This is a genomic window from Pseudomonas sp. 21615526, assembly GCF_013386245.1.
In the GTDB taxonomy this organism is placed as follows: domain Bacteria; phylum Pseudomonadota; class Gammaproteobacteria; order Pseudomonadales; family Pseudomonadaceae; genus Aquipseudomonas.
The window spans coordinates 58,707-75,546 of the sequence record NZ_JACAOM010000069.1; the positions used below are offsets into that span (position 1 = coordinate 58,707).

The 16,840-nt window shown below is 63.5% G+C and carries 19 protein-coding genes; 11 read left to right on the forward strand and 8 right to left on the reverse strand.

All coding sequences use genetic code 11. The features are described from left to right. Nucleotides 1-62 precede the first annotated feature (62 nt). From HX786_RS19790 to arsC, 3 genes are read right to left on the reverse strand one after another with little or no spacing between them, the layout of a single operon-like run. On the reverse strand, nucleotides 63-482 hold the full coding sequence (locus tag HX786_RS19790) for a DUF2069 domain-containing protein (protein ID WP_178912497.1): 420 nt from the start codon (nucleotides 480-482) through the stop codon (nucleotides 63-65). Then, nucleotides 466-1,080 carry an NAD(P)H:quinone oxidoreductase gene (gene wrbA / locus HX786_RS19795; protein WP_004371390.1) on the reverse strand — a complete coding sequence of 205 codons (615 nt, stop codon included), beginning with the start codon at nucleotides 1,078-1,080 and terminating at the stop codon, nucleotides 466-468. Before wrbA ends, HX786_RS19790 begins: the two co-directional genes overlap by 17 nt. Beyond that, a complete protein-coding gene (arsC, locus tag HX786_RS19800; protein ID WP_004371385.1) occupies nucleotides 1,077-1,430 on the reverse strand; it encodes an arsenate reductase (glutaredoxin) in 354 nt (117 codons plus the stop codon). The genes wrbA and arsC overlap by 4 nt, the downstream gene beginning before the upstream one ends. 115 nt (nucleotides 1,431-1,545) lie before the next feature. On the opposite strand from arsC, the gene HX786_RS19805 reads away from it, so the two are divergent. Further along, entirely contained in the window at nucleotides 1,546-2,007 is a 462-nt protein-coding gene (locus HX786_RS19805) for a TlpA disulfide reductase family protein (RefSeq protein WP_004371382.1), read from the forward strand. A 118-nt stretch (nucleotides 2,008-2,125) separates the two neighbouring features. Here HX786_RS19805 and HX786_RS19810 read toward each other — a convergent pair whose 3' ends face one another. The 4 genes from HX786_RS19810 to HX786_RS19825 all read right to left on the reverse strand — a co-directional run bounded on the left by HX786_RS19810 (nucleotide 2,126) and on the right by HX786_RS19825 (nucleotide 6,995). Continuing rightward, entirely contained in the window at nucleotides 2,126-2,530 is a 405-nt protein-coding gene (locus tag HX786_RS19810; protein ID WP_004371380.1) for an META domain-containing protein, read from the reverse strand. Continuing rightward, nucleotides 2,527-2,967 (reverse strand): hypothetical protein, encoded by a 441-nt coding sequence (locus HX786_RS19815; RefSeq protein ID WP_004371378.1) that lies wholly within the window; start codon nucleotides 2,965-2,967, stop codon nucleotides 2,527-2,529. Before HX786_RS19815 ends, HX786_RS19810 begins: the two co-directional genes overlap by 4 nt. Before the next feature lie 71 nt (nucleotides 2,968-3,038). Next, a complete protein-coding gene (locus HX786_RS19820) occupies nucleotides 3,039-4,028 on the reverse strand; it encodes a 2-hydroxyacid dehydrogenase (protein ID WP_177041364.1) in 990 nt (329 codons plus the stop codon). 213 nt (nucleotides 4,029-4,241) lie between these two features. Beyond that, a complete protein-coding gene (locus HX786_RS19825; RefSeq protein WP_008434994.1) occupies nucleotides 4,242-6,995 on the reverse strand; it encodes a response regulator in 2,754 nt (917 codons plus the stop codon). 205 nt (nucleotides 6,996-7,200) lie between these two features. Here HX786_RS19825 and HX786_RS19830 point away from each other — a divergent pair, with 205 nt between their 5' ends. Together HX786_RS19830 and HX786_RS19835 are read left to right on the forward strand one after the other, a co-directional pair. Further along, nucleotides 7,201-7,929: a response regulator transcription factor gene (locus HX786_RS19830; protein ID WP_004371371.1), complete on the forward strand. Its 729-nt coding sequence runs from the start codon at nucleotides 7,201-7,203 to the stop codon at nucleotides 7,927-7,929. Beyond that, nucleotides 7,916-9,286: a sensor histidine kinase gene (locus tag HX786_RS19835; protein WP_008434990.1), complete on the forward strand. Its 1,371-nt coding sequence runs from the start codon at nucleotides 7,916-7,918 to the stop codon at nucleotides 9,284-9,286. Before HX786_RS19830 ends, HX786_RS19835 begins: the two co-directional genes overlap by 14 nt. Nucleotides 9,287-9,289: 3 nt before the next feature. Here the strand turns inward: HX786_RS19835 and HX786_RS19840 are convergent, their stop codons facing one another. Continuing rightward, entirely contained in the window at nucleotides 9,290-9,805 is a 516-nt protein-coding gene (locus HX786_RS19840) for a DUF2062 domain-containing protein (RefSeq protein WP_004371367.1), read from the reverse strand. Nucleotides 9,806-9,952: 147 nt separating this feature from the next. Here HX786_RS19840 and HX786_RS19845 point away from each other — a divergent pair, with 147 nt between their 5' ends. From HX786_RS19845 to murB, 8 genes are read left to right on the forward strand one after another with little or no spacing between them, the layout of a single operon-like run. Continuing rightward, complete coding sequence (locus HX786_RS19845; protein ID WP_178912504.1) at nucleotides 9,953-12,244, forward strand: DNA internalization-related competence protein ComEC/Rec2; 2,292 nt, start codon at nucleotides 9,953-9,955, stop codon at nucleotides 12,242-12,244. Nucleotides 12,245-12,275: 31 nt separating this feature from the next. Continuing rightward, the gene (locus HX786_RS19850) at nucleotides 12,276-12,911 is read left to right on the forward strand and encodes a MotA/TolQ/ExbB proton channel family protein (protein ID WP_004371363.1); all 636 of its coding nucleotides are present in this window, start codon (nucleotides 12,276-12,278) and stop codon (nucleotides 12,909-12,911) included. Then, complete coding sequence (locus tag HX786_RS19855) at nucleotides 12,908-13,336, forward strand: biopolymer transporter ExbD (protein WP_004371361.1); 429 nt, start codon at nucleotides 12,908-12,910, stop codon at nucleotides 13,334-13,336. The genes HX786_RS19850 and HX786_RS19855 overlap by 4 nt, the downstream gene beginning before the upstream one ends. Further along, nucleotides 13,336-14,346, forward strand: coding sequence for a tetraacyldisaccharide 4'-kinase (lpxK, locus tag HX786_RS19860; RefSeq protein WP_177008421.1), 1,011 nt, complete (start codon nucleotides 13,336-13,338; stop codon nucleotides 14,344-14,346). Before HX786_RS19855 ends, lpxK begins: the two co-directional genes overlap by 1 nt. 24 nt (nucleotides 14,347-14,370) lie before the next feature. Further along, nucleotides 14,371-14,556, forward strand: a complete 186-nt coding sequence (locus HX786_RS19865; RefSeq protein WP_003174668.1) for a Trm112 family protein — start codon at nucleotides 14,371-14,373, stop codon at nucleotides 14,554-14,556. Continuing rightward, the gene (gene kdsB, locus HX786_RS19870) at nucleotides 14,553-15,317 is read left to right on the forward strand and encodes a 3-deoxy-manno-octulosonate cytidylyltransferase (RefSeq protein ID WP_008434982.1); all 765 of its coding nucleotides are present in this window, start codon (nucleotides 14,553-14,555) and stop codon (nucleotides 15,315-15,317) included. Before HX786_RS19865 ends, kdsB begins: the two co-directional genes overlap by 4 nt. Then, nucleotides 15,317-15,781 (forward strand): low molecular weight protein-tyrosine-phosphatase, encoded by a 465-nt coding sequence (locus tag HX786_RS19875; RefSeq protein ID WP_004371338.1) that lies wholly within the window; start codon nucleotides 15,317-15,319, stop codon nucleotides 15,779-15,781. Before kdsB ends, HX786_RS19875 begins: the two co-directional genes overlap by 1 nt. After that, nucleotides 15,778-16,797 carry a UDP-N-acetylmuramate dehydrogenase gene (murB, locus tag HX786_RS19880; protein WP_177035149.1) on the forward strand — a complete coding sequence of 340 codons (1,020 nt, stop codon included), beginning with the start codon at nucleotides 15,778-15,780 and terminating at the stop codon, nucleotides 16,795-16,797. The genes HX786_RS19875 and murB overlap by 4 nt, the downstream gene beginning before the upstream one ends. Nucleotides 16,798-16,840 lie beyond the last annotated feature (43 nt).

A 16,840-nucleotide genomic window follows, 5' to 3' on the forward strand; every position in this document is an offset into this window, starting at 1 on the left:
ATGCATTCCTCTGTGGGAGCTGGCTTGCCTGCGATAGCGGCAGGTCAGGCACTACAAAAGCATCAGGCAGGCAATCCTTCCCCCGCCAACCGCCGATTCAGCTGATGCCGGTACCGCACATACATCAACGCCGTGCAGAACATCGCCAGGCTCGCCAGCATCTCGAGCACACCAAACCACTGCCGGTTCGGGTCATAGGCCGCCAGCGCGCCCTTGATGAAATACAGGTTCACCACAAAGCACATCCATGAATGCCCGCGCGCGCTGCCCAGGATCATCCCCGGCGCCAGCAACAGCAGCGGCACCAATTCGATCAGCAGAATCACCCACGGCCGCGCGCCATGCAGATCGGCGAACGCCAGGTAGTAGGCACACAGCAGCCCCACCAATCCCAGGAACGCCAGCAGGCTCAACGCCCGCATCGCCTTGACCCGTGGCTCCAGCCAGGCCTGGGGCGGCAGTAGCTTAGGCTTCCTGGCCACGGCCGTTCTCCAGTAGCGCAGCGGTCTTCGCCAGGCGCAGGCCGAGGGCGCGGCACAGGGCGATCTCGTGTTGATCCAGCGCACGCTTGCCGTCGGCACCGGAATGGTGGCTGGCGCCATAAGGCGTACCGCCGCCCTTGGTGTCGAGCAGCGCCTGTTCACTGTAGGGCAGTCCGGTGATCAGCATGCCGTGGTGCAGCAGCGGCAGCAGCATCGACATCAGCGTGGTCTCCTGGCCGCCGTGCAGGCTGGCGGTGGAGGTGAACACACCCGCCGGCTTGCCGACCAGGGCGCCGGTCAGCCACAGGTTGCTGGTGCCGTCGAGAAAGTACTTGAGCGGCGCGGCCATGTTGCCGAAACGGGTCGGGCTGCCCAGCGCCAGGCCTGCGCAGTTCTTCAGGTCATCGAGGCTGCAGTACAGCGGGCCGTCGACCGGAATGTCCGGCGCCACGGCCTCGCATTCACTGGAGATGGCCGGCACGGTGCGCAGCCGCGCCTCAAGCCCGGCTTGCTCGATGCCCCGGGCAATCTGCCGGGCCATTTCGCTGACTGAACCGTTGCGGCTGTAATACAACACCAGCACATACGGCGCACTCACGAAACCAGCTCCAGGATGTTCTCCGGTGGGCGGCCGATCACGGCCTTGTCGGCGGTGGCGAGGATCGGACGCTCCATCAGTTTCGGATGAGCGGCGATGGCAGCGATCAACTGTGCTTCGCTGAGGCTGGTGTCAGCCAGGTTGAGGGTTTTATATTCGTCCTCGCCGGTACGCAGCAGTTGCCGCGCGCTGATGTTCAGCTTGCCCAGCAGGGCCTGCAATTGCGCGGCGTCGAGCGGGGTTTCCAGGTAGCGCACCACCGTCGGTGTGAGGCCACGGGCTTCCAGCAGTTCGAGCGCACCGCGGGATTTCGAGCAGCGCGGGTTGTGATAAAGCGTCAGATCGGTCATGTGCGGGTCGCATCTTGCGTAAGGTGGCGGGTATTCTACCCGCGCTGCGCCGCGTCCTTAAACCATGAGAGGCGATAGGCCGCAGCCAACGTTCATTTTTACGAAGGATTACCCCATGACGAGGCGACTGTTAGGCGCATTGGCAATCATCGGCACACTGCTGCTCAGCGGCTGTGGCAATGATTATGGCGTTGACCAATATGGTCAGAAAGTGGCCGCCGAGCGCCTGGACAAGCAATGGCTGGTGGTTAACTACTGGGCCGAATGGTGTGGCCCGTGCCGTACCGAAATCCCGGAACTCAACGCCTTGGCCGAACAGCTCAAGGGCCAGTCGGTGGGGGTGTTCGGGGTGAATTTCGACAACGTCCAGGGTGAAGAGCTCAAGAGCGCCAGCGAGAAGTTGGGCATCAAGTTCACCGTACTGGCGCAGAACCCGGACGGGATCTTCGACATTCCCCGCAGTGAAGCCTTGCCGGTGACCTACATCATCGATGACAAGGGCAAGGTGCGTGAGCAACTGATGGGTGAGCAGACGGCGGAAGGGGTGTTGGCCAAGCTCAAGGCGTTGCGCGGATAAAAAATGTGGGAGCGGGCTTGCTCGCGAATGCGGTGTGGCAGTCACCGGATACATCGACTGATCCACCGCTTTCGCGAGCAAGCCCGCTCCCACATTTAGACCTGCTGCGCCTTACAGATCAGCCTTCTTCCAGCCACAACCGCAACGGCTTGCCATCCGCCGGCCAGAAGCGGGTTTGTTCGATCGGCGAAATGTCCCAGCGCTGCACGCCCTGCAGGGCCTGGAAGAAGCGGTGCTCCTGCTCCATCAGCGCTTCGGCGCAGAGTTTGCGGGTGCTGCCGACCTTGCCGAAGCTCAGCTTGTCGCCGTCCAGGGTGTAGGGCGCAAACCAATGGTTGCAGCCACCATTGCCATAGGCCCGGCCATCGGCGCCGAGGGTCACGGTCAGGTGGGCGTAATCCATCAGCGGCCGCTCACCGATCCATTCCACCACGTAGCTGTGATCCTGCTTGAGCTTGACCTCGTCGCTGGCGCAGCCCGCAAGGCCTGCACCCAGCACGGCCAGCATCAGCAGGGCTTTCATTGCGCGGCCTGCTGGCATTTCGGGCAGCGGTGCTTGTCACCCAGGGTGGCCCAGCCCAACTCGGTAACCCGTGCAGTGGCGGCCGGTTGCAGCGGCTCCTTGGTCAGCTTGGTTTCCACCGCGAATTCAAACTCCAGCACGTTGTCGCAGCTGTCGCAGTTGACCTTCCAGGTGTGAATCTCCAGTTCGCCGAATTTCGGCCCCTGGGCCATGGCGACCCACTGGCCCGCCGGGCGGATGGAGTAGCGCGCATCGCCTTCGACGGTCAGGCGCATCGACAGGGTTTTGCTGCCGCGCAGGGTGACGATCAGAACGTCGCCGTTCTTGATCGAGCCACCGTTGCCGGTGACTTGATAACGGCCCGGCACCAGGGCGCGGCATTCGATCAGGGTGTGTTGCGGGCTCAGCAAGCTGAAGCGGAAATCGTGTTCGGCCATGGATCCTCCAAATAGGCGCGGCATCCTATCATGCGCCGCTACCCATCATGGCGCGGCTATGTGACCGCTGATCATCCTTCGACGAGGTTTTGCGCCTGCCCGCCAGCCCACGCCGCGATGTTGGCCAGGGTGGTGCCGGCAATCGCCCCCAGCGCCTCGCGGGTCAGGAAGGCCTGGTGCGCGGTGATGATCACATTGGGGAAGGTCAGCAGGCGCGCCAATACGTCGTCTTGCAGGGGCAGGTCCGAGCGGTCTTCGAAAAACAGCTGGGCCTCTTCTTCATACACATCCAGCCCCAGATAGCCGAGCTGGCCGTCCTTGAGCGCGTCGATCAGCGCCGGGGTGTCCACCAGGCCGCCGCGCCCGGTGTTGATGAGCATCGCGCCGGGCTGCATATGGGCGAGGCTTTGGGCGTTGATCAGGTGTTTGCTGTCCGCCGTCAGCGGGCAATGCAGGCTGATGACCTGTGACTCGCCCAGCAACTGCGGCAGGCTCACATACCGGGCGCCGAGGGCTTCGACCTGCGGATTGGGGTAGGGGTCGTAGGCCAGCAGCCGGCAGCCGAACCCGGCCATGATCTTGGCGAATGTGGCGCCGATCTGCCCGGTGCCGACCACGCCGACGGTCTTGCCTACCAGGTCGAAACCGGTCAGGCCGTGCAGGCTGAAGTCACCGTCGCGGGTACGGTTGTAGGCGCGGTGCAGGCGGCGATTGAGGGCCAGGATCAACGCGACCGCATGTTCGGCCACCGCATGGGGCGAGTAGGCCGGCACCCGCACGATGGTCAGGCCCAGGCGCTTGGCGGCGGGCAGGTCGACATGGTTGTAGCCGGCGGAACGCAGGGCGATCAGGCGGGTGCCGCCGCTGGCCAACTGCTCGAGCACCGGAGCGCTGAGGTCATCGTTGATAAAGGCGCAGACCACTTCGTGGTGTTCGGCCAGGGCCACGGTGTCGAGGTTCAGCCGGGCCGGCTGGAATTGCAGCTGCATGCCTTCGGGCAGCGGTTGGGCGAGAAAGCTGTCGCGGTCGTAGGTCTGGCTGCTGAAGAGGATGATGCGCATCAAATATTCCTTCTTGATGATGGAAAGCTGATTTTGTGGCGAGGGGGCTTGTCTGTGGTGAGGAAGCTTACTGTGGCGAGGGAGCTTGCTCCCGCTGGAGTGCGAAGCGCTCCCAGGATTTTGGGTCCGCTGCGCAGCCCAGCGGGAGCAAGCTCCCTCGCCACAGCAAGCTCCTCACCCCAGCAAGCTCCCTCACCACATTGCCCCGAAAGTTTACGCGCTGACCCGCGCCTCGCTGGCCAGCCGGGCAATCGCCATGTCCAGTTCATCCAGGGCCGGCATGGCCTTGGCGTCGTCCTGCTTGAGCAGGGTCTCGGCCCGTTGGCAGGCCGCACGCAGTTGCGGCACGCCGCAATACCGGGTGGCGCCGTGCAGGCGGTGCACCCGTTCGATCAGGGCGTTGCGGTCATTGGCGTCACGGGCGACGCGAATCGCTTCACGGTCCGCTTCCAGCGAGGCCAGCAGCATCGCGAGCATGTCTGCCGCCAGATCCGCCTTGCCGGCCGCCAGGCGCAAACCTTCTTCATGGTCCAGCACCGGCAATTGCGTGGCATGCCCGAAACTTTCGGTGCCACGGTCCGGGCCCTGGTTGCGCAGGGCCAGCCCGGTCCATTTCAACACCACCTGGGCCAGTTGCCGTTCGCTGATGGGTTTGGTCAGGTAATCATCCATGCCGCTTTGCAGCAGGGCGCGTTTTTCGTTGGCCATCGCATGGGCCGTCAGCGCGACGATGGGCAGCGGTGTGCCATGGCGTTCGCTTTCCCACGTGCGGATTGCCTCGGTGCTCTGGCGACCGTCCATCCCCGGCATCTGCACGTCCATCAGCACCAGGTCGAAGGCTTCCTGCTTCACTGCCTCGATGGCCGAGTAACCGCTTTCCACCGCCTGGACCTTGGCGCCCATGTCTTCCAGCAGGGTTTGCACCAGCAGCAGGTTGGCCGGGTTGTCGTCGACACACAGCACCCGCGGCGCGCGGCTGGACAGGGGCTCGCCGGGTTCGCTGCGCAGCGGGCGCGGGCTGATCAGGTCGGCCAGGGCGCGACGCAGTTTGCGGGTGCACGCGGGCTTGGCCTGCAACTGGCTGTTGGGGTTGGGCACCGAGGGGTTGAACAGCAGCTGTTCGGTGGTCGGGCACAACACCAGTACCTTGCAGCCCAGGTGTTCGAGGTCCCACAGGTGCTGGTTCAAACGCTCCGGCGGAATGTCGTTGGCGGTGATGCCCAGCACGGCCAGGTCAATCGCCTGTTCGGTCTGGTGGGCGCTGGTGATGCCGTTGGTCAGGCTTTCCAGGCTGTTGAACGGGGTGACTTCCAGGCCGCAGTCTTCCAGCTGATGTTGCAGGGCCTGGCGCGCCAGCTCGTGGTTTTCCAGCACCGCCACGCGCCGGCCCAGCAGCGGCGCGGAGGGCAGGTCTTCGATATCGTCACGGGTTTTCGGCAGGTTCAGGCTGATCCAGAATTCCGAGCCTTCTCCCGGCGTGCTGTCGACGCCGATCTCACCGCCCATCTGTTCGATCAGGCGCTTGGAAATCACCAGCCCAAGGCCGGTCCCGCCGGGTTGGCGTGACAGCGAATTGTCCGCCTGGCTGAACGCCTGGAACAGCGCCCGCACATCCTGGTTCGACAGGCCGATGCCGGTGTCCTGCACGCTGATGCGCAGTTGCACGCTGTCTTCCTGTTCGTCTTCAATCATGGCGCGGGCAACGATGGTGCCTTCGCGGGTGAACTTGATCGCGTTGCTCACCAGGTTCGTGAGGATCTGCTTGAGCCGCAGCGGGTCACCCACCAAGGCGAGCGGCGTGTCGCGGTAGACCAGGCTCACCAGCTCCAGCTGTTTGGCGTGGGCGGCCGGGGCGAGGATGGTCAGGGTGTCTTGCAGCAAGTCCCGCAGGTTGAACGGGATGCTGTCGAGCACCAGCTTGCCGGCCTCGATTTTCGAGAAGTCGAGGATTTCGTTGATGATGCCCAGCAGGTTATCGGCGGATTTTTCGATGGTGCCCAGGTAATCCAGTTGGCGCGGTGACAGTTCGCTTTTCTGCAACAAATGGGTGAAACCAAGGATGCCGTTCAACGGCGTGCGGATTTCATGGCTCATGTTGGCCAGAAACTCCGACTTGATGCGGCTGGCTTCCAGGGCTTCCTTGCGGGCCAGGTCCAACTCGATGTTCTGGATCTCGATGGTTTCGAGGTTTTGCCGCACGTCTTCGGTGGCCTGGTCGATGCTGTGTTGCAATTCTTCCTGGGCGTTTTGCAGGGTCTCGGCCATGCGGTTGATGCCCGAGGCCAGGTGATCCAGCTCCTGGCTGCCCAGGGGTGGCAGGCGGGTTTCGAGATTGCCGTCCTTGAGTTGCGCGACGGCCTGTTTGATCAGGCCGATCGGTGAGTTGATCGTACGGCTGATGCGCAAGGCGAGGGCCGCCGTGCAGATCAGGCCGATGGCGATCAGCAGCAGGCTCGCGAACAGGCTGCGGTAGCCACGCAGCAACATGCCGTTGTGGGACAGTTCCAGCTCGACCCAGCCGAGCAGGCGGTCGGATTCATCCGGGATCAGTTCACCGGCGAGGTTGCGATGGCGGCCGAACACCGGCAGCAGATAACGGGTGGCGTCATTGCCGGTGCGCTGCAACAGGTGCGAACTGTTGCCGATGGGCGGCTGGTTGAGCATGGTCGGCCCGGCGTGGGCCAGGGGCGTGCGGTCGGGCCCGAGGAACGATACGGCGCGCACATCGGTTTGTTCCAGGGACTGGGTGGCGATGCGTTCCAGCAGGTCGGTGTTCCTGGTGCCGAGGGCCGGGGCCACCAGCGGCGCCAGTTGCTCGGCGATCATCTCGCCGCGTTGCAGCAACTGCGACTGCAACTCCGAAAGCTGCATCCAGGTGAAGTACCCGCCCAGCAGCAACGCCATCAGGCTGGTAGGCAATAAGGTCAGCAACAGTACGCGGCCTTTTATCCCCATTCTTTTAAGCACGCCACTCTCCTGCTACCACACTGTTGTCGAATTCCACGCAGGCATCCGGCCCGCGCCACCTGCGCAGTGTAGCCATTTGCGCGGCGGGGAATCTTGCAAAATTAATGACCTGAGGCAAACCTTGGGCCGCCGGAAGCCCGGCGGCGGTTGCTCATGGGGGGGCAATCTTGAATAATCAGTCATTGAGAATGACTTGCAGACGCTAATGAATCCCGCAGCACTTGGCTTACCCAGTATCCTGGCGATTGAAGACGATCCTGTGCTTGGCGCCTATGTCCATGAGCAATTGGGCCTCTGTGGCTTCCAGGTGACCTGGTGCCAGAATGGCCAGCAGGGCCTGCAAATGGCCCGCGATCAGCGCTTCGACGTGGTGTTGATGGACATCCTGCTGCCGGGCATGGACGGTTTGTCGGTGCTCACGCATTTGCGCCAGAGCCATTCGATGCCGGTGATCCTGATGTCGGCCCTGGGGGCCGAAGCCGATCGCATCAGCGGTTTTCGCCTGGGGGCCGACGATTACCTGCCCAAGCCGTTCAGCATGGCCGAGTTGCGGGTGCGCATCGAAGCGATCCTGCGCCGGGTCGCCCTGGACCGGCGGCCGTTGCCGGCCCTGGCGGCGGTGCGCGGCGATGCCCGCAGCCTGCGTTTCGATGACGAGCTGTGTGATGTGTTTCACCGGGAGCAGTGGGCCGGCCTGACCCGCAGCGAATATCGCCTGTTGGAAACACTGCACCGCAACGCCGAAGAAGTCCTCAGCAAAGCCTTCCTCTACCAGCATGTGTTCCAGCGCGGCTATGCGCCCCATGACCGCAGCCTGGACATGCACATCAGCCAGATTCGTCGCAAGCTCAAGGCTGTCGGCTACAGCGAGCGGGAAGTGCGCACGGTGTGGGGCAAGGGCTATGTGTTGAGCGGTCACGATGACGGGCTTTAAAGCCGCGTTCAAACGGCTGCCGGGCAAGCATTCGTTATTCTGGAAACTGGCCTGCCTGCTGATCGCGTTCTGCTTGCTGATGATCTGGCTCAGTTGGTCATGGGGCCGGTATATGGAAGAGCAGAATGCCTTTCTGTCCAGCGAGGCCCGCGCCACCCTGAGCGGTTATGCCGCTGGCGCGGAACTGGCCTGGAACAAGGGCGGCAACGCCGGTGTGGACGAATGGTTGCACACCCTGGGCCAGCGCGAGCGCACCTGGGTGGGGGTCATCGGCAACGACCTGCAATCCCTGAGCAGCTACCCACTGACGGACAAGGAGAGCCAGCGCCTGACCTTCCTGCGCGGCCTGGACTGGCCCGTCAGCCGGCATGCCAAGGGCCTGCCGTGGTTGAAAATCCCGTTCCCGCTCGACCCGGGTGCGGGCTCCCTGGTGATCGAGTTGCCGCGGCGTTTCATGCCTGGGCAAAACCAGCTGTTCTGGCGGATCGTCACCAATGGCGTGATTCCCGGCCTGTTCACCCTGCTGCTGTGCATCGGCCTCTACCGGCTGTTGATCATGCCCCTCAACCACCTGCGAGAGCAGGCCAACGCCTGGCGTGCCGATCAACTGGGCACCCGGCTTTCCCGCGACACCACCAGCCGCCAGGATGAACTGGGGGAATTGGGCCGCGCGTTTGACCAGATGTCTGAACGCCTGCAAGGCACCGTGGCCCTGCAACAGCAACTGCTGCGGGATTTGTCCCATGAGTTGCGCACACCGTTGAGCCGCCTGCGTGTGGCCAGTGACAGCGAGCAGGACCTGACCCAGCTGCGCGAGCGCCTGGGGAGGGAAATCGACGGCATGCAGCGCCTGGTGGACGACACCCTGCAACTGGCCTGGCTCGACACCGAACGCGCGCCGTTGCCCAAGGAAGACATCCAGGTGCAGGCGCTGTGGGACATGCTCCGGGAAAACGCCTGTTTTGAAAGTGGCTGGCCGGCTTCACGCTTGCAGTGCGAGCTGGGGGCCGACTGCTGGGTGCGCGGTCATCTGAACCTGCTGGCCCAGGCATTGGAGAACATCCTGCGCAATGCCATCCGGCACTCTGCGCAAGACGGAACGGTGCAATTGGGCGGGCAGCGTGAGGGGGATCACTGGCACTTGTGGCTGGAAGACCAGGGCGGCGGGATCGATGAGGTGGAGTTGGAGCGAATCTTTGCGCCATTCACCCGGCTGGACGGCTCAAGGCCCGGCGACGGCGGCTTTGGCCTGGGCTTGAGTATTGCGCGCAACGCTGTGCAGCGTCAGGACGGCAGCCTGTGGGCGGAAAATACCGGCCAGGGTTTGCGTGTGCACATGCGCTTGCTGGCGCGCTAACGGTTACAACCTGCGCTGTTTGCGTTTTTTCCACTGTCGGGCCACCCACCAGCGCCAATAGCCCATGGTCAGGCAATAACCCAGCACCGCCATCACCAGCCCCAGTACTACCGAGCCCAGCAGGAACGGTTGCCACAGCGTCGACAACTGCCCGCTGATCCATTCCCAGGTCAGCTCGTCGGGCATGCTGCGGGGTGGCACATTCATCAGCCAGGCCCCGGTCATGTAGGTGCAGAAAAACACCGGCGGCATGGTAATCGGGTTGGTCAGCCAGACCAGGCTCACGGCAATCGGCATGTTGCCGCGCACGCTGATGGCGAGGACCGCTGCCAGCAGCATCTGCAAGGGAATGGGGATGAATGCCGCGAACAGGCCAACGGCCATGGCCCGCGCGACCGAGTGCCGATTGAGGTGCCAGAGATTCGGGTCATGCAGCAACTTGCCGAGAAAGCGTAAGGACTTGTGTTCCCGAATGCTGGTCGGATCGGGCATGTACCGTTTGAATAAGCGCCGTGGCATAAGGGGTCCAGGTCAGTTCGAGGGGCAAGTATGCCCGCATTCCACGAACGTGAAATTCAGACTTTGTGACAAATAATAATAGGCCACACCGCTAGCCCGGCTAAGACTCAATGGGTCGCTTTCAAGGAAAGATCCATGAGAACAGGGATGTTCGCACTCGCGCTGGGGCTGCTTGCCTTGCGTTTTTTACCCGCGTTGCCGTCCGGCGGCTGGCTGTTGCTGATGCCGGTGCTGGCCCTGATGCTGTTGCCTTTTCGTACCTATCCGCTGGGGTTTTTCCTGCTTGGCCTGGGCTGGGCATGCCTCAGCGCGCAGTGGGCGCTGGATGACCGGTTGGCCCCGCATCTGGATGGCCAGACCCGCTGGGTGGAAGGGCGTGTCAGCGGATTACCGCAGCAGATGGGCGACGGTGTGCGCTTCGAACTGACCGACAGCCGGTCACGCAAGGACCTGCTTCCCAAGCGCATTCGCGTGTCCTGGCGCGGCGGCCCACCGGTTAAGAGCGGTGAGCGCTGGCGACTGGCGGTGACTCTCAAGCGTCCTTCCGGATTGCTCAATGCCGATGGCTTTGACTATGAAGCCTGGCTGCTGGCCCAGCGGATTGGCGCCACCGGCTCGGTCAAGGACGGCCAACTGCTGGCACCGGCACGACATGCCTGGCGCGACGGGATTCGCCAGCGGCTGCTGGCAGTGGATGCCCAGGGGCGAGAGGCGGGCCTGGCGGCGCTGGTGCTCGGCGATGGTTCCGGGTTGGCCGCCGAGGATTGGCGGGTCCTGCAAGCCACTGGCACCGTGCATTTACTGGTGATATCCGGGCAGCACATCGGCCTGCTGGCGGGGTTGATCTATGGCCTGGTCGCCGGGCTTGCGCGCTACGGGGGGTGGCCAAAACCTTTGCCGTGGCTGCCCTGGGCCTGCGGCCTGGCGTTTGCTGCAGCGCTGGGCTACGGCCTGCTGGCAGGTTTCGAGGTGCCGGTGCAACGGGCCTGCGTGATGGTGGGCCTGGTGTTGCTGTGGCGTCTGCGGTTTCGTCACCTGGGAATCTGGTGGCCGCTGTTGCTGGCGCTGGACGCGGTGCTGATCCTCGAACCGCTGGCCAGCCTGCAGCCGGGGTTCTGGTTGTCTTTTGCGGCTGTTGCGGTGCTGATTTTGGCGTTCAGTGGCCGATTGGGCCCCTGGCCCTTGTGGCAAGCCTGGACCCGCGCCCAATGGATGATTGCCATCGGCCTGTTTCCGCTGCTGCTGGTGCTCGGCCTGCCCATCAGCCTGAGCGGGCCGCTGGCCAACCTGGTTGCGGTGCCGTGGATCAGCCTGGTGGTGCTGCCTCTGGCCTTGCTGGGTACGGTGTTATTGCCGCTGCCTTATATAGGAGAGGGGTTGTTATGGCTGGCGGGCGGCACGCTGGACGGGCTGTTCAGGGCACTGGCGCTGCTGGCGCAGTACTTGCCGGCCTGGATACCGGCGCAAGTGCCCATTGGCTATTGGCTGGTGAGCCTGCTGGGGGCAGTGCTGTTATTGCTGCCCAAGGGCGTCCCGTTTCGGCTGCTGGGTTGGCCGATGTTGCTGCTGGCGGTGTTTCCGCCGCGGGAGTCGATACCTCATGGGCTGGTCGAGGTGGTGCAACTGGACGTCGGCCAGGGGTTGGCGATCATCCTGCGTACCCGCAACCATGTACTGCTGTATGACGCCGGGCCGCGCTCCGGTGAGTTCGATCTTGGCGCGCGTGTCGTATTGCCTGCGTTGCGCAAGCTGGGTGTCGCAGAGCTGGACGTGATGCTGCTCAGTCATGCCGATGCCGATCATGCCGGCGGCGCGTTGGCCGTCGCCCAAGGGTTGCCGGTCAAGCGTGTGGTGGGCGGTGAGACGGCACGGCTGCCGGCCTCGCTCGGTACCCAGGCGTGTGTCAGCGGCGAGCAGTGGGAGTGGGATGGCGTGAGGTTCGAGCTATGGCAATGGCCTGATGCGACGGACGGTAACCAGATGTCCTGCGTGTTGCGGGTGCAGGCCAATGGCGAGCGCTTGTTGCTGACCGGGGATATTGACCATGACGCCGAGCGGGCATTGCTGGCCACTCCCATGGGCGCTCCTGTCGATTGGCTGCAAGCGCCGCACCACGGCAGCCGCAGCTCGTCGTCATGGGCCTTTCTACAGCGCCTGGCACCCAAGGCCGTGTTAATTTCCCGGGGGCGCAGCAATGGGTTTGGCCACCCGCATCCACAGGTGCTGGAGCGTTACCAGGCCGTGGGCAGCGTGATTTATGACAGTGCCGAGCAAGGCGCACTCCGCCTGCGAGTGGGCACCTTCCAGCCGCCGCTGGCCGCGCGCAGCCAACGGCGTTTCTGGCGCGAGCGCACGCCGCAAAACAGCGTTACCAAAGACCGGCCCCTGCGACAGGATGCTCTGGGGCAGGCCAGCCCTTCCACCGGACCCTTATGGTAAAGTGGCGCACTTTTTCGAGGGGACATTCACTGTGTGGGAATTGGTCAAATCCGGCGGCTGGATGATGTTGCCGATCATTTTGAGTTCCATCGCCGCACTCGGCATCATCGCCGAACGCCTATGGACCCTGCGTGCCAGCCGTGTAACGCCTGACCACCTGCTGGGCCAGGTCTGGGGCTGGATCAAGAACAAGCAGCTCGACAAGACAAAGCTCAAGGAACTGCGCGCCAACTCGCCCCTGGGTGAAATCCTCGCCGCCGGCCTCGCCAACTCCAAGCACGGTCGCGAGATCATGAAGGAGTGCATCGAAGAGGCCGCCGCCCGGGTCATCCATGAGCTGGAGCGCTACATCAATGCCCTGGGCACCATCGCCGCCATGGCACCGTTGCTCGGCCTGCTCGGTACGGTGCTGGGCATGATCGATATTTTCAGCTCATTCATGGGGTCGGGCATGACCACCAACGCCGCAGTGCTGGCCGGTGGTATTTCCAAGGCCTTGATCACCACGGCGGCGGGCCTGATGGTCGGTATTCCTTCGGTGTTCTTCCACCGTTTCCTGCAACGGCGCATCGACGAACTGGTGGTGGGCATGGAGCAGGAAGCCATCAAGCTGGTGGAAGTGGTACAGGGCGACCGTGACGTGGACCTGGTTGAGGGCAACGCGTGAAATTTCGTCGCAAGCAACGGGAAAACGTCGATATCAACCTGGCGTCGTTGATCGACGTGGTGTTTATCCTGCTGCTGTTTTTTGTCGTCACCACCACCTTTACCCGGGAAACCCAGCTGCGCGTCGACCTGCCGGAAGCCGTCAGCGGTTCGCCGGCGGAAGACCAGCAGGCCAAGCAACTGGACATCGCCATCAGCGCCGATGGCGTGTTCTCGGTGAATAACCAGTTGCTGGAGAAAAACGACCTGGCCAGCCTGATGGAAGCGCTGCAAAAAGAGTCTGGTGGGGACACTAACTTGCCACTGTCCATCAGCGCCGATGGCAACACCAAGCACCAGGCCGTGATCACGGCGATGGACGCTGCCGGCAAGCTCGGCTTCAGCCATTTGCGCATGACCACCGTCGAGGCGGCGAGCCAACCCTGATGGCCATGACTGATCGTTTGCTCAAGGCTTGGTACGAAGGCCATCCTGCACTTGCGTTGTTGCAGCCGCTGGAATCCCTCTATCGCCGGGTGGTGCAGCGCAAGCGCGCACGGTTCCTGGCGGGCGAGGGCGAGATCTATCAGTCGCCGGTGCCGGTCGTGGTGGTAGGCAATATCACGGTGGGTGGCACCGGCAAGACGCCCATGATTCTCTGGCTGATCGACCATTGCCAGCGCAGTGGTTTGCGCGTCGGTGTGGTCAGCCGCGGTTATGGCGCCAAGCCGCCACAGTTTCCATGGCGCGTAGAGGCCGATCAAACCGCAGCGGTGGCGGGGGACGAACCCTTGCTGATCGTGCAGCGCAGCGGCGTGCCGCTGATGATCGACCCCGACCGCAGCCGCGCCGTGAAGGCGCTGTTGGCCAGCGAAACCCTCGACCTGATCCTTTCCGACGACGGCCTGCAACATTACCGCCTGGCCCGTGACCTGGAACTGGTGTTGATTGACGCCGCCCGCGGGCTGGGTAACCGTCGCTGCCTGCCGGCGGGGCCGTTGCGTGAGCCGGTCGAGCGTTTGCAGAGCGTCGATGCGCTGCTTTACAACGGCGCAGGTTCTGACCGTGACGACGGCTTTGCCTTCCGTCTGTTGCCTGCCGCGCTGGTCAACCTGCATACCGGCGAGCGTAAACCCGTCGAACACTTCCCGGTGGGGCAGCAGGTACATGCGGTGGCCGGCATCGGCAACCCGCAACGTTTCTTCAATACCCTTGAAACGCTACACTGGCGCCCAATACCCCATGCTTTTGCCGACCACGCGCCGTACAGCGCCGAGGTCTTGAATTTCACACCGGCACTGCCGTTGGTCATGACTGAAAAGGACGCGGTGAAGTGCCGCGCCTTTGCCAGGCCCGACTGGTGGTACCTTGCGGTGGACGCGGCACCGTCACCGGCGTTTATCGCCTGGTTCGACACGCAGTTGATGCGCTTGCTGCCCGCTCGCCTTTTGCCTTAAAACGCTGCTCTCCAGGACATTCTCATGGACACCAAACTGCTCGATATCCTCGCTTGCCCGATCTGCAAGGGTCCGCTCAAGCTCAGCGCCGACAAAACCGAGCTGATCAGCAAGGGCGCCGGCCTGGCGTACCCGATTCGTGATGGCATTCCGGTAATGCTCGAAAGCGAAGCCCGCACCCTGACCACCGACGAGCGCCTGGATAAATGACCACCGCCTTCACCGTTGTCATCCCGTCCCGCTACGCCTCCACCCGCCTGCCCGGCAAGCCGCTGCAACTGATCGGCAACAAGCCGATGATCCAGCTGGTGTGGGAACAGGCCTGCAAAAGCAGCGCCGAAAGGGTAGTGGTGGCCACCGACGATCCGCGCATCATCGAGGCCTGCAAAGGCTTTGGTGCCGAAGCGGTGCTGACCCGTGAAGACCACAACTCCGGTACCGACCGCCTGGCCGAAGTGGCCACCAAGCTGGGCCTGGCGGCGGACGCCATCGTGGTCAACGTGCAAGGTGACGAGCCGTTGATTCCGCCCAGCGTGATCGATCAGGTGGCGGCCAACCTGGCAGCCCATGGCGAAGCGCGCATGGCGACCCTGGCCGAGCCGATTGAAGACATCGAGACCCTGTTCAACCCCAACGTGGTGAAAGTGGTCAGCGACATCAATGGCCTGGCGCTGACCTTCAGCCGCTCCACCTTGCCGTGGGCGCGGGATGCGTTCGCCAAACAGCCTGACGTGCTGCCGGCTGGCGTGCCGTACCGTCGCCACATCGGCATCTACGCCTACCGCGCCGGTTTCCTGCACGACTTCGTGAGCTGGGGCCCGTGCTGGCTGGAAAATACCGAGTCCCTGGAACAACTGCGTGCCCTGTGGCACGGCGTGCGCATTCATGTGGGCGATGCCCTGGAAGCGCCGCCGGCGGGCGTCGACACCCCTGAAGACCTCGAGCGCGTCCGTCGCCTGCTGGGGGCCTGATGCAGGTTCTGTTCGTCTGCCTGGGCAACATCTGCCGTTCGCCCACGGCCGAAGGCGTTCTGCGCCACAAATTGCGCGAAGCCGGCCTGGCCGATCAGGTTGAGGTGGCGTCTGCCGGTACCGGTGATTGGCACGTCGGCAACCCACCGGACAAGCGCAGCCAGCGTGCAGCGCTGCAACGCGGCTACGACCTGTCGGCCCAGCGTGCACAACAGGTGTCGCGTGCCGACTTTTCCCGCTACGACCTGATCCTCGCCATGGACCAGAGCAACCTGCGCAACCTCAAGGCCATGCAGCCGGCTCAAGGCAAGGCGGACCTGGACCTGTTCCTGCGCCGCTACGACTCGGTGGTGGATGAAGTGCCGGACCCGTACTACGAAGGTGACCAGGGCTTTGAAACTGTCCTCGACCTGATCGAGCGCGCCTGTGACCTGTTGGTGATTGAATTGAAGGGCCGGTTATGACTTTGCAGGTACGGGCACAGGTTTCGCTCAAGCCGTTCAACAGCTTTGGTATCGACGTGCGTGCCCGGCTGTTTGCCGAGGCCCACAATGACGCCGACGTGCGTGAGGCCCTGGCCTGTGCCGCCAAGCAACAACTGCCGTTGCTGGTGATTGGCGGCGGCAGCAACTTGCTGTTGACCCAGGATATTGACGCACTGGTGCTGCGCATGGCCAGCCAGGGCATCCGGGTGTTGCACGACGATGGCGTGCAGGTCGTGGTTGAGGCCGAAGCGGGCGAAGCGTGGCATCCGTTTGTGCTGTGGACCCTGGCCCAGGGCTTTTCCGGCCTGGAAAACCTCAGCCTGATTCCCGGCACGGTCGGCGCCGCACCGATGCAGAACATCGGCGCCTACGGTGTAGAGATCAAGGATGTATTCAGCGGCCTGACCGCCCTTGATCGCCAGACCGGCGAACTGCGGGATTTCAGCCTGGCCGAGTGCAACTTTGCCTACCGCGACAGCCTGTTCAAGCACGAAGTGGGGCGCTGGCTGATCCTGCGGGTGCGTTTTGCCCTGAGCCGCGCCGTGCATCTGAAACTTGAATACGGGCCGGTGCGACAGCGCCTGACCGAGCAAGGCATCGCGCAGGCCACGCCCAGCGATGTCAGCCGCGCGATTTGCAGCATTCGTAGCGAGAAACTGCCCGACCCGGCGGTGCTCGGCAATGCGGGGAGTTTCTTCAAGAACCCGCTGGTCTCCCAGGCACTGGCTGCCGAGTTGCAGCGTCAATACCCGGACCTGGTGGCTTACCCCCAGGCCGACGGGCAGATGAAACTGGCCGCCGGCTGGCTGATCGACAAGGCCGGCTGGAAAGGCTTTCGCGATGGCGATGCCGGCGTGCATCGATTGCAGGCGCTGGTATTGGTGAACTACGGCGCGGCCAGCGGCCAGGACATTGCCGGGCTCGCGCTGCGTATCCAGCAGGACATCGAAAAGCGCTTCAAGGTTGTGCTGGAAATGGAGCCCAACCGCTATTGAACTAAGCTCGTTTTTTGACGCACCAAGCCCTGCATAGCGGGGC

Coding starts and splice junctions, on each gene's coding strand:
- arsC (WP_004371385.1), bottom strand. CDS start 1,430: ATGACCGATCTGACGCTTTATCACAACCCGCGCTGCTCGAAATCCCGC.
- HX786_RS19805 (WP_004371382.1), top strand. CDS start 1,546: ATGACGAGGCGACTGTTAGGCGCATTGGCAATCATCGGCACACTGCTG.
- HX786_RS19810 (WP_004371380.1), bottom strand. CDS start 2,530: ATGAAAGCCCTGCTGATGCTGGCCGTGCTGGGTGCAGGCCTTGCGGGC.
- HX786_RS19815 (WP_004371378.1), bottom strand. CDS start 2,967: ATGGCCGAACACGATTTCCGCTTCAGCTTGCTGAGCCCGCAACACACC.
- HX786_RS19820 (WP_177041364.1), bottom strand. CDS start 4,028: ATGCGCATCATCCTCTTCAGCAGCCAGACCTACGACCGCGACAGCTTT.
- HX786_RS19830 (WP_004371371.1), top strand. CDS start 7,201: ATGAATCCCGCAGCACTTGGCTTACCCAGTATCCTGGCGATTGAAGAC.
- HX786_RS19835 (WP_008434990.1), top strand. CDS start 7,916: ATGACGGGCTTTAAAGCCGCGTTCAAACGGCTGCCGGGCAAGCATTCG.
- HX786_RS19840 (WP_004371367.1), bottom strand. CDS start 9,805: ATGCCACGGCGCTTATTCAAACGGTACATGCCCGATCCGACCAGCATT.
- HX786_RS19845 (WP_178912504.1), top strand. CDS start 9,953: ATGTTCGCACTCGCGCTGGGGCTGCTTGCCTTGCGTTTTTTACCCGCG.
- lpxK (WP_177008421.1), top strand. CDS start 13,336: ATGGCCATGACTGATCGTTTGCTCAAGGCTTGGTACGAAGGCCATCCT.
- HX786_RS19865 (WP_003174668.1), top strand. CDS start 14,371: ATGGACACCAAACTGCTCGATATCCTCGCTTGCCCGATCTGCAAGGGT.
- kdsB (WP_008434982.1), top strand. CDS start 14,553: ATGACCACCGCCTTCACCGTTGTCATCCCGTCCCGCTACGCCTCCACC.
- HX786_RS19875 (WP_004371338.1), top strand. CDS start 15,317: ATGCAGGTTCTGTTCGTCTGCCTGGGCAACATCTGCCGTTCGCCCACG.
- murB (WP_177035149.1), top strand. CDS start 15,778: ATGACTTTGCAGGTACGGGCACAGGTTTCGCTCAAGCCGTTCAACAGC.